This is a genomic window from Pararhizobium gei, assembly GCF_029223885.1.
GTDB lineage: Bacteria > Pseudomonadota > Alphaproteobacteria > Rhizobiales > Rhizobiaceae > Pararhizobium > Pararhizobium gei.
Genome location: NZ_CP119409.1, coordinates 1859452 through 1871796 on the forward strand (window position 1 = coordinate 1859452; position 12345 = coordinate 1871796).

Consider the following 12345-nt stretch of genomic DNA (forward strand, 5'->3'; position numbering starts at 1 on the left):
GGCCGTCAGAACAGCCGCTCGCGCACATAGATCGTATCTCCGGCCATGATCGGATCGGAAATCGTTACCCGTCCTGTCATGATGCGTCCGTTGATCTTGCGGGTCACATCGACATTTGCCTGGTTGGCGCGCGGTGTGTAGCCCCCGGCAACGGCAATGGCATTTTGCACGGTCATGCCGGGAACATAGGAATACTGGCCTGCCTGACCCACTTCGCCCATGATGAAGACCGAGCGGTAGCGATCGACCTCGATCGTGACATCAGGGTCGCGCAGATATCCCTCGCGCAGCTTGCTGGCGATCGTCTTCTCCAGCTCTGGCAGGGTGTGGCCGCGGGACGGCACGCCGCCGATCAAGGGAAAGGCGACATAGCCCGCCTGGTCGACGGTATAGGTGCCCGTGAGCCCGGCCTGTTCGAAAACGCTGACGCGCAGCCGATCGCCGCTATCGACACGATAAGGCTGGATCGTCGCCTCATGGAAAGCTTTCGGCGCCGGCTGATAGCTGCTGCACCCCGATAGTGCGAGGCACACAGAAAGAGTGGCCATCGACAGGCCTGTTTTCAATTGTGCGGACATCATTGGTTCACGCTCCGGAAACCATCACTTGACCTGTTATCGATCTGTTAGGGTTAATAGGCGGTAAAGACCGCCAAGAAATTGCACGCGGTGGCGGGTCCATCTTCTCAGCTTGCTCACAGCTTCATTAACGGTTGCGTTACCATGTTTGTTTACGGTGGCGCAGTGAGTGCAGGTTCGGAGCGAGCGTATGTCGGGCGTCAGAAACAGTCATCAGGACGTGGATATAGACCTCGGCGGTCTTTTCCGCGCCATATGGCGGCGGCGGGGCAGGGTGCTCATGGCAACTGCCGCCTGTGCGGGACTGGCCTTTGTGGCTGCAAATCTGTTGACGCCCGAATATCGGGGTGAGGCGAGGCTGCTGATCGAATCGCGCCAGCCGGAATTCAGCGGTGTGAACCAGACCCAGCCGCAAACCGCCGACAGCCCCTTCGATGAGTCCGGCATATCGAGCCAGGTGCAGGTGCTCCGCTCCGTAGACCTTATCAAGCAGGTTGCCCGCGACATGAAGCTGCACGAATTGCCGGAGTTCGACCCGACGGCCAATCCGTCGGCGATCTCCGATATTCTGGTCATGCTCGGCATCAGGAAAAACCCGTTCGATCTGCCACCCGAGGAGCGTGTTCTCAAGGAGTTTCAAGAGAAGCTGCAGGTCTACCAGGTCGAAAAGGCGCGCGTCATCGCCATCCAGTTCTCCTCAAAGGATCCGAAACTGGCGGCTGCCATTCCGAACGCCATGGCAAAGGTTTTCCTGTCGCTGCAGAGCGGCGCAAAGCTTGATTCGAACACCGAGGCCAGCCGTTGGCTGGAGCCTGAGATCGCCAATCTGAGAGAAAAAGTGCGGGCGGCGGAGGCGAAGGTCGCCGATTACCGGTCGTCTTCGGATTTGCTTTTGACCGGTGAGGCTGGTGGAACCTTCGCAACCAAGCAACTGAACGATATCTCGACCGAGCTCGCCCGCGTACGGGGTGAGCGGGCCAATGCGGAGGCGCGCGCCGAGGGCGTGCGCACGGCACTCGCCAATGGCCGCGCTGCGGATACCTTGAATGATGTCGTCGCGTCGCCAATGATCCAGCGGCTGAAGGAAACCGAATCCAATGTGCAGGGTCAGATTTCCGATCTGTCGACGAGCCTGCTCGATGGCCATCCGCGGATCAAGGCGCTGAAAGCGCAGCTGTCGGGCATCCGCCGGCAAATTCTCAGCGAAACCCAGAAAATCCTCAGCAGCCTGGAGAACGAGGCGAGCGTATCGCAGTTGCGGGAACGTCAGCTGATGGCGCAACTCAACAGCCTGAAGGCGACCTCCGCCAAGGCGGGTGAGGACGAGGTCGGTCTTAGGGCGCTGGAGCGGGAAGCAACGGCGCAGCGGCAACTGCTCGAGACGTATCTCGCCCGGTATCGCGAGGCGACGTCCCGTAGCGGCGAAAATTCGGCTCCGGCCGATGCCCGCATCATTTCAGGTGCCGTCGAGCCCACGGAAGCGAGCTTCCCGAAGGTTCTGCCGATCACCATCGTTGCGGCCTTCGCCTCGTTTCTCATCAGCTGCGTGGCCATCATGCTTTCGGAACTTTTCAGCGGGCGAGCCTTGCGCCCGGTCGGGACTGAGGACGTCTTTGAAGAGGAACGGCTCGCTGTCGCACCCGTGGTCGTGCCTGCCAAATCTCCGGCTGCCGAGGTTGCTGCAGTGGCACCGGAGCCGGCCTTCGAGGAGGCTGACGCGCCGTTGGAAGGCGACGATTTCTCGATCGAGACGGCCGCTGCCCATATTCTCGACAACGATGTCCGCCTGGCAATTTCGGTATCGCCCGCCGGCGACGAAGGGTCCATGAACGCGGTGATGCTGGCCCGTCTCGTCGCGGAAGAGGGACGCAAGGTCGTGCTGATCGATTTGACGGGGACAGCCTGCCCGACACGCCTGATGGCCCAATCTGGAGATCTCGCAGGGATCACCAATCTTCTGGCCGGCGAAATTGCCTTTACCGAAACGATCCATGCCGATCGCCTTTCCGACGCGCATATCATTCCCCAGGGAGATGCCGATGCCGGGATCGCAATGCGCGGGATAGAGAGGCTTCAGATGATCTTCGATGCGCTGGAAAACGCCTATGACACGGTGCTGGTGGAATGCGGTCCGGCCGATGCCCGTGCCGTCAGCAGGGTGACGCGGTCGAAAGTGACGGAGATCATCATTTCCGCTCCGAACATGTCCAACGAGGAGGTCGTGGAGACGATCGCCGATTTCGGCACCGAAGGTTTCAGCGACATTGTCCTGATGACAGGAACGGGCTATCCGCGGCCGGGTCGGCAGGCAGCCTGACCCTATTCTCCTGCATGATCCGGCGCGGGCGTCTGGTGTGCGCCCTGTCGCCGTTGTCGCAGGCGTTGCAGAAAGGCGTAGATGCGCCTCTTCTTTTTGATCGCCGTCTTCGATTCGACAACCATGCGGTGTGTCCATGCCGCAAGGCGACCGCGCACCGTTAGCGGCAGGACGATATCCCGCTGGACCGTCTCCAGCGTGCACCAGGACCGCTTGTAGCCCTGATCGCCGATGCCGAAATCAAACAGCGCGACGCCCTGCGTATCGAATTGCCTGATCATGAGATAGAACAGCAGTTCGCCGGGGCTGGCATCCGCGGCCATCTCCTCGTCGATCGATCCGAACTGGCAGATGACGTGATCGCCCTTGCGCGAAACACCGGCGATCGCAGCGATCCTGCCGTCGTGTTCTCCGGTTAGCCGGATGGCGTGAAGCGTCAACGGCTCGATGTCACTCGCAGTCTCGATGGCCGCAAGCGCGCGAAAGAATTCCTGCGTGTCTTGATGCCGAAACACGTTCGGCAGGCCAAGCGCCTTGAAGCGGGCCGCCTTCTGCTGGAAGAAAAGGTCCAGTATCCGCTGGAGATCTTCCGGCGTTTTGGCAATGACATGTTGATAGCCGCCCATCGCCGCGAGCCGCTTTTCCGAAAGACGGAATTTCTTGCGCCTCCTTTTGGCATTGATCTGCGCCAGCGTCGCCTCGAAATCTCCCAGGAGCGGTAACTGGAAGGAGGAATTCTGGTTGCGGACCGCCGGGAAGCTGGACAGAGGGTGGGCAACATTCCTCCACGTCAGCGGCAGTTTCTCCAAGGTCACGATATCGGCAACCCGCGACAGTTTGCGCGACAGTTCATCGATCAGCACCCCGGCCATCTCCCGGCAGACTGAGGGATCGAAGCTTGGGTCGAATAGCCCGGTATTGAGATTGCTGTGCGGTGCGCCGATAAAACGCGCCGTTCGGAAAAAGACGCCGCGAACGAGTTCGAGGGGCAGGATGAACACGGTCCTGATGCCAATCATGCCGCGGATCAAAAGAAGCTGATTATCGTGGGACGCGGCCCAGGCAGCACACCAGTCGAAGCTCTGATGAAGCGATGTCAGGTGTGAAGCTTCCAGCCGTCGCCAGTCTGCTTCGAGGGCCTGCATGCTGACATGGACCGTGATCTTCAAGCCATGCTCCGCCGTATGGACAGACGTGCTGTCCGGCCATTCCTGCCAGACATCATCATATGCCACATGGGCGGGCATCATGTTGAAATCCACATATGTCATGGGCGGTCGGTGTTCCGGAGCCAGAAAACATGCCATCTAGCCTGTCACCATACTGATTTTGGTTTAATCAGGGATGTTGGAGCATCACCGTCCCGCAATTTCGTAAAACGCGGTTAGTGAATTATAAAGGTTAGTCATCGATCCAGCCGGTCGCCAGGCCTTGGGCCCATTCGGTCCGGCCCCGGGAAAGAGCGAGCCGGGACATTGCGCGATGATCGTAGGAGGCGCGCCGGAAAGACACGCTCCAGTGTCCGGCTTCCCTTGAAAGAATGGCATAGGCGGCATCCGGCGAGCCGGTCTCGACCTTGTGACGAACCGGCCGGTCATCGTCATAGGCCGGACAACCCACGCTGCCGGGATTGACCAGCAGTCGTCTGTCGGACAGATGCACCGCGCGCGGTATATGGCTATGGCCGCACAGCAGGACAGGAAAATCGACACCTGCGGCGAAACGCTCGATTCTCTCCTTTGAGGCAAGATGGATGATGCCCTGCGGCGTGAGATCCTCAAGCCAGTAGGTTTCATCATGCCCCGGCGTCGCGTGGCACATGAAAATTTCGCCGCGATGAACGCGCGTCGCCGGCTGTGATGCAATCCAGTCGATATGTCGCTGATGCAATTGGTCATAGGCCGAGCGATCCGACGCCCCCATCGTTTCCCTTTGTTCGGTGATGAGAACGCGGTCATGATTTCCGCGGACCGACGGGTGGTCCCGCGCTATGAGGATGTCCGCTGTCCGCGCGGCGTTGAGTGGCCCGCTGACATGGTCGCCAAGGTTCACCACATCTGTGATTCCCTGGGCGTCGAGATCGGAAAGCACCGCTTCGAGGGCCAGATCATTGCCGTGTATATCGGCAATCACACCGATCTTCATCGCATTCTCCGGACCTTTACCGCGGCTTGGCGGGCTTTTCCATCCACTTGATGACGAGCATGGCCGGCAGAACCCAGAAAAGGCCGGTAAGGAAGAAATAGAGAAGATGCACCCACCACGGCGAGGTGCCGAGCAGAAGCGAGGCAAAGGTGGTGGCGACCAGCGCGTAAACGATAACGAGCACAACGATGATGATCATGCCGATCATTTTTCTCAAGCGGACGGGCATTTCAATTCTTTCAGCTTGGCATGAACATCGCCGAACGACGGGCCGCGACCGCATGCCGCAAAGGGTCAAGTCTTGTTTTGCATGCCGTCGTGGTGCAAATCAACGACTTTGATGCGCGGTCCATGGGTTCACAGCGCCCGACACTTCGGATCGTGCCGCAGTATATGGAGTCATTCATGGCGGGCAGCAGCTTGGCAATGCAGGAACGGCTGGGGCGAGCGGTCGACGGGATCGGCCGCAACCGGACCCAGATCAGGATATGGCTGGGCATGGTCGTGCTTACCCTTTTTGCCCTGGTGCTTGTCGGCGGGGCGACGCGGCTAACCGAATCCGGCCTGTCCATCACCGAGTGGAAGCCGATCCACGGAGTAATACCGCCGCTCAGCGCTGCCGAATGGCAGGAAGAGTTCGAGCTCTACAAGCGCATCCCGCAATATGAACAGCTGAACAGCGACATGACGGTCGAGGGGTTCAAGACGATTTTCTGGTGGGAATGGGCGCATCGTCTGCTGGCGCGCTCCATCGGCATCATATTTGCCGTGCCGCTCGCCTTTTTCTGGCTGCGGGGGCAGATCGAGCCGCGCTTGAAGCTGCCGCTTGTCGGTCTTCTGGCGCTCGGTGGATTCCAGGGATTCATCGGCTGGTGGATGGTCTCGTCAGGCCTTGCCGGTCGCACCGATGTCAGCCAATACCGGCTGGCGACCCATCTTGTCATCGCCTGTGTGATCTTCATGTCCTGTATCTGGATCGCGCGCGGGCTTTCGCCGCATTCTGACGATCCGCCACCCACGGACCGTTCGAGGAAGATGGCGGCCATCATCGCCTGCATGGCGCTTTTCCAGATCTATCTCGGTGCGCTGGTCGCGGGGCTGGATGCAGGCCTCACCTACAACACCTGGCCGCTGATGGACGGCTCGCTCGTACCTGGCGATCTTTTCGTGCAGCAGCCCTTCTGGCTCAACCTGTTCGAAAACCCCAAGACAGTCCAGTTCGTGCACCGCATCGGCGCCTACGTCCTGTTCGCCTTCGTGCTGATGCATATGATCGCGTCACTGCGCCGCGCGCCGGAAACCACGCATGCGCGGCGCTCGGTCCTGCTTTTCGTGCTGGTGACGATACAGGCCGTCATCGGCATCATGACGCTGTTGCTACAGGTGCCGGTCGGCTGGGGTGTGGCGCATCAGGGCGGAGCGCTGATCGTGCTGGGCTTTGCTGTCGCCCACTGGCGTGCTTTCCTTGGCGAATATCCGCGGAAGACAGAGGTCACGGTGTAAGGCTGATGCCGTCGCACCGTGCATCTCATCGAGAATTGACCGTTATGCCGAAAGCATCAGGTCCATGTTCTGGACGGCGGCACCGGACGCGCCTTTTCCGAGATTGTCGAGAAGCGCCACCAGATTGATCTGATCGCCACCTTCGGAACCAAAGACGAAAAGCTTCATCGTATCCTTGCCGGCCAGTTCGACGGCATCGACACGCGGCATCGCCTGGCTTGATTCAAGCGGTACGACCTCGACGATGGACTGCCCGGCATAATGCGCTTCAAGCGCCTCATGCACCGACTTCAGGCTTGCGCCGTCCGCCAAATCCTGAAGAAACAGCGGTACCTGTACGATCATCCCCTGCGGGAAGCGGCCGACGGATGGCGAGAAGATCGGCGCGCGGTCGAGCAGCCCGTGGATCTTCATCTCCGGGACGTGCTTGTGCTGCAGCGTCAGGCCATAGAGGAAGTTGGGCGAGGCAATGTGACCCGGATTGGCGGGATCTTCCATCTGCGCGATCATCTGCTTGCCGCCGCCGGTATAGCCTGAGACCGCGTTGACGGTGACCGGATAGTCCTGCGGCAGAATGCCAGCCTGCCGCAACGGTCGGACCAGACCGATCGCGCCGGTCGGATAGCAGCCGGGATTGGCGACCAAGCGGGCGTCCCGGATCTTTTCGGCTTGATCTCCGTCCAGTTCGGCGAAGCCATAGGCCCAGTCCGTCGCGACACGGTGCGCCGTCGAGGTGTCGATGATGCGAACGGCATTATTGCCTTCGAGCATCTTCACCGCCTGCTTGGACGCGTCGTCCGGCAGGCAGAGAATGGCAACGTCGGCGCTGTTCAGAAGATCTTCCCGGATCGCGGCATTGCGGCGCTCGGCTTCCGGAATCGACAGGAGCTCCACATCCGAACGATCGGCCATCCGGGTGCGGATCTGCAGCCCGGTGGTGCCGTGCTCGCCATCGATGAAGATCTTCGGTTTCATGGTTTTTCCTGTCCTGCCAATCGATTAGCCGTTCTTTTGGAATCATTTTGGCATGCAATTGAATCAGTTTGACAACAGTCGCCGGATACTGTCACCCGCGTCGTTCCGCCAGCTGCCCGGCATGCAGGCCGAGCATATACATGGCGATGGTTGAGGCGGCAATGGCGGTAATGTCGGCATGATCATAGGCAGGCGCCACCTCGACGACGTCGGCGCCCTTGATGGTCAGCGCCGCCAGTTTGCGGATCACCGACAGGATCTTGGCGCTGGAAGGCCCACCGGACACGGGCGTGCCGGTTCCCGGCGCATGGGCCGGGTCGAGGCAGTCGATATCGAAGGTCAGATAGGCGGGGCGGTCGCCGACATGGTGAAGAATAAGGTCGGCAATCTCTACAGCCGTCAAATCCTCGACCTCGTAGCCAAAAAGCACACGAATGCCGAAATCCTCCGGCGCATGGGTGCGGATGCCGACCTGGATGGATGCGGCCGGATCGATCAGTCCTTCCTCAACAGCACGGCCGACAAACGATCCATGGTCGATGCGGCCTTTCTCATCCGGCCAGGTATCCTGATGGGCATCGAACTGGACAAGAGCAAGGGGACCGTGCAGGGCGGCATGGGCGCGCAGCAGCGGCAGGGTGATGAAATGATCGCCGCCCAGTGTCAGCAGAAAAGCGCCGCTTGAGAGGATCGTCTCCGCCTGGCTGCGAATCGTTTCGGGCGTGGCCGCGTGATTGCCGTAGTCGAGCAGGCAGTCGCCGTAATCGATCGTCGCCATCCCTTCAAAGAGATCACGTTCAAAAGGGTATTGCGGGTCGTTGTCGAAAATCGCCGAGGCACGGCGGATTGCCTGCGGCCCGAAACGGGCGCCGGGACGGTTGGACGTCGCCGCATCGAAGGGAATGCCCCAAACGACGGCATCGACGTCCGTCAGGCTTTTCGTATATTTCCGCCGCATGAACGAGAGAATACCGGCATGGGTGGGGTCGGAGGCGGCGCTCGTCAGGGAGGGAGCGGTTATCGCGTGGTCGATACTCTTGTTGGCCATGATCTGTCCTTGGATTTGGCAGCAAGGTGGACAATCATGAGAGCATTGGCAAGACGGCCGTGCCAACTCGAAGAAAAGACGGGCCAAAGAAAAAGGCGGGAGAGCCCGCCTTTTCCAGATCCAGAATTTTGGAAACGATTAACGCTTCGAGAACTGGAACGAACGGCGTGCCTTGGCCTTGCCGTACTTCTTGCGCTCGACGACGCGGCTGTCGCGGGTCAGGAAGCCGCCCTTTTTCAGAACGCCGCGCAGGCCCGGCTCGAAGTAGGTCAGCGCCTTGGAGATGCCGTGACGAACGGCACCGGCCTGGCCGGACAAGCCGCCACCAGCAACCGTTGCGTCGATGTCGAACTGACCGTCGCGGGCAGCCGCGAAGATCGGCTGACGCAGGATCATCTGCAGAACCGGACGGGCGAAGTAGGTCGCGAATTCGCGGCCGTTGATCGTGATCTTGCCGGAGCCCGGCTTGACCCAGACGCGGGCAACGGCGTTCTTGCGCTTGCCGGTCGCGTAGGAGCGGCCCTGGGCGTCAACCTTGCGGACGTGAACCGGAGCCGAAGCTTTCGTTTCAGTCGCGGTGCCGAGGTCTTTCAGAGAAGAGAGATCAGCCACGATTAGGCGCTCCTTACGTTCTTGCTGTTCAGCTTGGCGACGTCGAGGACGGCCGGCTGCTGTGCTTCATGCGGATGATTTGTACCGGCGTATACGCGCAAGTTCTTCATCTGGCGACGGCCAAGCGGACCGCGGGGAACCATGCGCTCGACAGCCTTCTCGAGAACGCGCTCCGGAAAGCGGCCTTCGATGATCTGGCGCGCTGTGCGCTCCTTGATGCCGCCCGGATAACCGGTGTGCCAGTAGTACGTCTTGTCGGAGTACTTCTTGCCGGTCAGGACTGCCTTTTCGGCGTTGATCACGATGACATTGTCACCATCGTCAACGTGAGGCGTATAGGTGACTTTATGCTTGCCGCGCAGGATGTTGGCGATGATGGAAGCGACGCGACCGACAACGAGGCCTTCGGCGTCGATGAGGATCCACTTCTTCTCCACCTCTGCAGGCTTCTGAACGAAGGTTGACATGGTAAAACTCTTTCGCTTGAGACCCGATGCGTTGCCGCCCGGGCGTTTTTTGTTGCTTGATTTGGCAGGCATGCGCGCACCAAAAATGAAAGCGGCCCCGAAGGACCGCGATCTGGAGTGGCTTATACGCAAGAGGTGAAATTCCGTCAAGCGCGCGGATTTTGTGACATGGAAAAATAACATAATAAAAACAATTATTTAAATGTGAGGTATTAAAATACCACAATTTTAACCGAAGGTTTCTGCCCGTCGACAATGGTGAAGTGCGGTTTTGGGGCCTCACGCTTGAAACCATCGACGCCCCGGCGTAGCAAGCGTGACGATTCATCGGACTGAGGAGTTGGAATATGGCCGACGTGGTTTCGCTGCACCGCCAAGAGCCGCAGGGGCTGGTCTTGAGGGAATTGTCCGGCAGGGTACTGAGGCTGACGCTGAACAATCCCCCGGCCAATGTTCTGTCCATCGCGCTCATGCAGGCGCTGATGGCCGAACTGGACGAGGTCGCGCAATCCAGCGACATTCGGGTGGTCATCCTGGCTGCCTCCGGCGCGCTGTTTTCAGCCGGTCATGATCTCAAGGAATTGACCGGGCATCGCGCCGACGGTGACAAGGGCCGGGCTTTTTTCGACGAAACGCTGCGTCTCGGCGCCGATCTCATGCTGAAGATCAACCGGTTGTCCCAGCCTGTGATCGCCGAGATCGACGGGCTGGCCACGGCCGCCGGCTGCCAGTTGGTGGCAAGTTGCGATCTGGCGATCTGCACCGACAGCTCGACCTTCTGCACGCCCGGCGTCAATATCGGCCTGTTCTGCTCGACGCCGATGGTTGCGGTTTCCCGCGCTGCCCATCGCAAGCAGGCCATGGAAATGCTGCTGACGGGCGAAACCATCGATGCGTCCACCGCCAAGGACTTCGGCCTGGTCAACAGGATCGTGCCCAAACAGTATCTCCAGCAGGTGGTCAACAAATACGCCGCCATTATCGCCTCGAAGTCGCCGCAGGCACTGAAGATCGGCAAGCAGGCCTTTTACAGGCAGGCGGACATGGGCATTGCCGAAGCCTATGACTATACCGTCGGCGTCATGGTCGACAACATGCTGGCGCCGGATGCAGTGGAGGGGATGGGCGCGGTGATCGAGAAGCGAACGCCGGAGTGGAAGGATGAATGAGGATTTATTTATAGTGGTAGCGGCAGGCGACCAGCTCGATGGTCTGCGTTTCGCCTTTTCCGGAGACACGGTAAACCAAACGGTCTTCTTCATTGATACGCCGTGACCAAAGGCCCTTCAACTCACCACGAAGGGGCTCAGGTTTGCCAAGGCCGGAAAATGGTGTGCGACGACAATCTTCAATCAGCATATTGATCCGGAGCAAAGTTGTCCTGTCTGCTTCAGCCCAGGAGCGGTAGTGATCCCAGCTTTTTCCGGTAAAAAGAACTTTCACGGATCGATCAACGCATGCTCAATGCCGAGACCTGCATCCAATTCCGCGATGGACGCGCGCAACATTCTCGCGTTTGCGGGATTGCTCAGAAGATACATTGTCTCCTTCCAGCTCTCGAAATCGCTGAGCGACATTACGACCATCGGCTCGCGGTTCTGCCGTGTTACGATAAGCTCATCGTGATCCTCTTCGACCTTATCGAAGTGTTTGGCCATGTTGGCGCGCAGTTCGGAAAAGCTGATGACGTTCATGGGGGGCATCCTCTGTACGTGTTTCTGTACATTCGCATGGTTCGATTCAAATCTCAAGCCAGCTTCAGCATCAGTGCTCCCAGCGCGATCAGGCAGCCGGCAGCGATGCGGAAGGGGCTTATCCGTTCCTTGAGGAAGACGATTGAGATGACGATGGCGAAGAGGATCGACGTTTCGCGGAGAGCCGCGACCGTTGCGACGGGCGCTTTCGTCATGGCCCAAAGCGCCAGGCCATAGGCGCCGATCGAGCCGGCGCCGCCGACAAGGCCACGCCACCACTGCTGTCGCACATGGAAAAGCACGGGCGCGACGCCGCGCTGTGAAAAGGCCCAGGCAAAGAGGAGCACCGGCGGCAAAAGCGCCATCCAGAGGGTGTAGGAAACCGGGTTCAGCGACAGCCGCGCCCCGATGCCGTCGATATAGGTGTAGCCGGCGATGACGAAGGCGTTGGCAAGCGCCAAAAGGATGGCGCGGGCGCCACCATTGCGGGCCTCGAAAGCAAGCGTCAGAACGCCGGCCGAGATCGTCGCCACCCCGGCGAGAGCGCCGGCTGACAGACGCTCACCAAGGATGACGCCGCTTGATGCGGCCACCAGAAGCGGAGCCACGCCGCGCATCAAGGGATAGACGAGACCGATGTCGCCGGCACGGTAGGAGGCTGCGACGAGTTGGAAATACACGAACTGGAACAGTGCGGACGCCAGGATGAAGAGCCACGCATCCGGATCTGGCAAGGGCATGAAGGGCAGGACGGGAACAGCGACGATCGCGGCGCCCAGCGCGATCATTGCGGCGTCAAGGGATTTGTCCGACCCTGCCTTGACGAGGGCATTCCATACGGCATGGAGAAGTGCGCCGAGGAGCACGAGAGCGGTAACGTCGAGGGGCAAGATAAACCTTCGGATTGGACCAGATGTTGATATCCTAACCGCAGAGTTGCTGCGGAAGGAAGTTACCGGATTGGTCAGATGCATCAACCGTTTGGTCCCGCGCGGTTGACAGGCAA

The 12345-nt window shown here is 59.8% G+C and carries 14 protein-coding genes; 3 read left to right on the plus strand and 11 right to left on the minus strand.

The genetic code is table 11. From position 1 onward, the window contains the following. Nucleotides 1-5 precede the first annotated feature (5 nt). Entirely contained in the window at nucleotides 6-581 is a 576-nt protein-coding gene (locus tag PY308_RS09005) for a polysaccharide biosynthesis/export family protein (protein ID WP_434064218.1), read from the minus strand. A gap of 187 nt (nucleotides 582-768) precedes the next feature. On the opposite strand from PY308_RS09005, the gene PY308_RS09010 reads away from it, so the two are divergent. Beyond that, entirely contained in the window at nucleotides 769-2895 is a 2127-nt protein-coding gene (locus PY308_RS09010) for a GumC family protein (RefSeq protein ID WP_275790387.1), read from the plus strand. Between the two features lie 2 nt (nucleotides 2896-2897). Here PY308_RS09010 and PY308_RS09015 read toward each other — a convergent pair whose 3' ends face one another. From PY308_RS09015 to PY308_RS09025, 3 genes are all read right to left on the minus strand, one after another. Next, nucleotides 2898-4166, minus strand: a complete 1269-nt coding sequence (locus tag PY308_RS09015) for a GNAT family N-acetyltransferase (RefSeq protein WP_275790389.1) — start codon at nucleotides 4164-4166, stop codon at nucleotides 2898-2900. A gap of 130 nt (nucleotides 4167-4296) precedes the next feature. Further along, nucleotides 4297-5040 carry a metallophosphoesterase family protein gene (locus PY308_RS09020; RefSeq protein ID WP_275790391.1) on the minus strand — a complete coding sequence of 248 codons (744 nt, stop codon included), beginning with the start codon at nucleotides 5038-5040 and terminating at the stop codon, nucleotides 4297-4299. Between the two features lie 16 nt (nucleotides 5041-5056). Beyond that, nucleotides 5057-5269, minus strand: coding sequence for a DUF2842 domain-containing protein (locus tag PY308_RS09025; protein WP_275790392.1), 213 nt, complete (start codon nucleotides 5267-5269; stop codon nucleotides 5057-5059). A 197-nt stretch (nucleotides 5270-5466) separates the two neighbouring features. On the opposite strand from PY308_RS09025, the gene PY308_RS09030 reads away from it, so the two are divergent. After that, nucleotides 5467-6543 carry a COX15/CtaA family protein gene (locus tag PY308_RS09030; protein WP_434064250.1) on the plus strand — a complete coding sequence of 359 codons (1077 nt, stop codon included), beginning with the start codon at nucleotides 5467-5469 and terminating at the stop codon, nucleotides 6541-6543. A 42-nt stretch (nucleotides 6544-6585) separates the two neighbouring features. Here PY308_RS09030 and argC read toward each other — a convergent pair whose 3' ends face one another. The 4 genes from argC to rplM form a co-directional block, all read right to left on the minus strand. Continuing rightward, a complete protein-coding gene (gene argC, locus PY308_RS09035) occupies nucleotides 6586-7518 on the minus strand; it encodes an N-acetyl-gamma-glutamyl-phosphate reductase (protein ID WP_275790395.1) in 933 nt (310 codons plus the stop codon). Nucleotides 7519-7609: 91 nt separating this feature from the next. Beyond that, on the minus strand, nucleotides 7610-8566 hold the full coding sequence (speB, locus tag PY308_RS09040; protein WP_275790398.1) for an agmatinase: 957 nt from the start codon (nucleotides 8564-8566) through the stop codon (nucleotides 7610-7612). A 138-nt stretch (nucleotides 8567-8704) separates the two neighbouring features. Beyond that, nucleotides 8705-9178, minus strand: coding sequence for a 30S ribosomal protein S9 (gene rpsI, locus PY308_RS09045; protein ID WP_275790401.1), 474 nt, complete (start codon nucleotides 9176-9178; stop codon nucleotides 8705-8707). A gap of 2 nt (nucleotides 9179-9180) precedes the next feature. Further along, nucleotides 9181-9645 carry a 50S ribosomal protein L13 gene (gene rplM, locus PY308_RS09050; protein ID WP_275790403.1) on the minus strand — a complete coding sequence of 155 codons (465 nt, stop codon included), beginning with the start codon at nucleotides 9643-9645 and terminating at the stop codon, nucleotides 9181-9183. A gap of 347 nt (nucleotides 9646-9992) precedes the next feature. Here rplM and PY308_RS09055 point away from each other — a divergent pair, with 347 nt between their 5' ends. Then, nucleotides 9993-10814, plus strand: coding sequence for an enoyl-CoA hydratase (locus tag PY308_RS09055; RefSeq protein WP_275790404.1), 822 nt, complete (start codon nucleotides 9993-9995; stop codon nucleotides 10812-10814). A 4-nt stretch (nucleotides 10815-10818) separates the two neighbouring features. Here the strand turns inward: PY308_RS09055 and PY308_RS09060 are convergent, their stop codons facing one another. The 3 genes from PY308_RS09060 to PY308_RS09070 are packed head-to-tail and all read right to left on the minus strand — an operon-like array spanning nucleotide 10819 to nucleotide 12229. Then, nucleotides 10819-11088: a Txe/YoeB family addiction module toxin gene (locus tag PY308_RS09060; RefSeq protein ID WP_275790406.1), complete on the minus strand. Its 270-nt coding sequence runs from the start codon at nucleotides 11086-11088 to the stop codon at nucleotides 10819-10821. Beyond that, nucleotides 11085-11339 carry a type II toxin-antitoxin system Phd/YefM family antitoxin gene (locus PY308_RS09065; RefSeq protein WP_275790409.1) on the minus strand — a complete coding sequence of 85 codons (255 nt, stop codon included), beginning with the start codon at nucleotides 11337-11339 and terminating at the stop codon, nucleotides 11085-11087. The genes PY308_RS09060 and PY308_RS09065 overlap by 4 nt, the downstream gene beginning before the upstream one ends. A 53-nt stretch (nucleotides 11340-11392) precedes the next feature. Continuing rightward, nucleotides 11393-12229 carry a DMT family transporter gene (locus tag PY308_RS09070; RefSeq protein ID WP_275790412.1) on the minus strand — a complete coding sequence of 279 codons (837 nt, stop codon included), beginning with the start codon at nucleotides 12227-12229 and terminating at the stop codon, nucleotides 11393-11395. Nucleotides 12230-12345: the final 116 nt, after the last annotated feature.

Bases quoted from the DNA above. Each gene is read 5' to 3' on its own strand.
- rplM (WP_275790403.1), bottom strand. From the start codon at position 9,645: ATGTCAACCTTCGTTCAGAAGCCTGCAGAGGTGGAGAAGAAGTGGATC.
- PY308_RS09010 (WP_275790387.1), top strand. From the start codon at position 769: ATGTCGGGCGTCAGAAACAGTCATCAGGACGTGGATATAGACCTCGGC.
- PY308_RS09020 (WP_275790391.1), bottom strand. From the start codon at position 5,040: ATGAAGATCGGTGTGATTGCCGATATACACGGCAATGATCTGGCCCTC.
- PY308_RS09025 (WP_275790392.1), bottom strand. From the start codon at position 5,269: ATGCCCGTCCGCTTGAGAAAAATGATCGGCATGATCATCATCGTTGTG.
- PY308_RS09065 (WP_275790409.1), bottom strand. From the start codon at position 11,339: ATGAACGTCATCAGCTTTTCCGAACTGCGCGCCAACATGGCCAAACAC.
- PY308_RS09015 (WP_275790389.1), bottom strand. From the start codon at position 4,166: ATGACATATGTGGATTTCAACATGATGCCCGCCCATGTGGCATATGAT.
- speB (WP_275790398.1), bottom strand. From the start codon at position 8,566: ATGGCCAACAAGAGTATCGACCACGCGATAACCGCTCCCTCCCTGACG.
- argC (WP_275790395.1), bottom strand. From the start codon at position 7,518: ATGAAACCGAAGATCTTCATCGATGGCGAGCACGGCACCACCGGGCTG.
- PY308_RS09030 (WP_434064250.1), top strand. From the start codon at position 5,467: ATGCAGGAACGGCTGGGGCGAGCGGTCGACGGGATCGGCCGCAACCGG.
- PY308_RS09005 (WP_434064218.1), bottom strand. From the start codon at position 581: ATGATGTCCGCACAATTGAAAACAGGCCTGTCGATGGCCACTCTTTCT.
- PY308_RS09055 (WP_275790404.1), top strand. From the start codon at position 9,993: ATGGCCGACGTGGTTTCGCTGCACCGCCAAGAGCCGCAGGGGCTGGTC.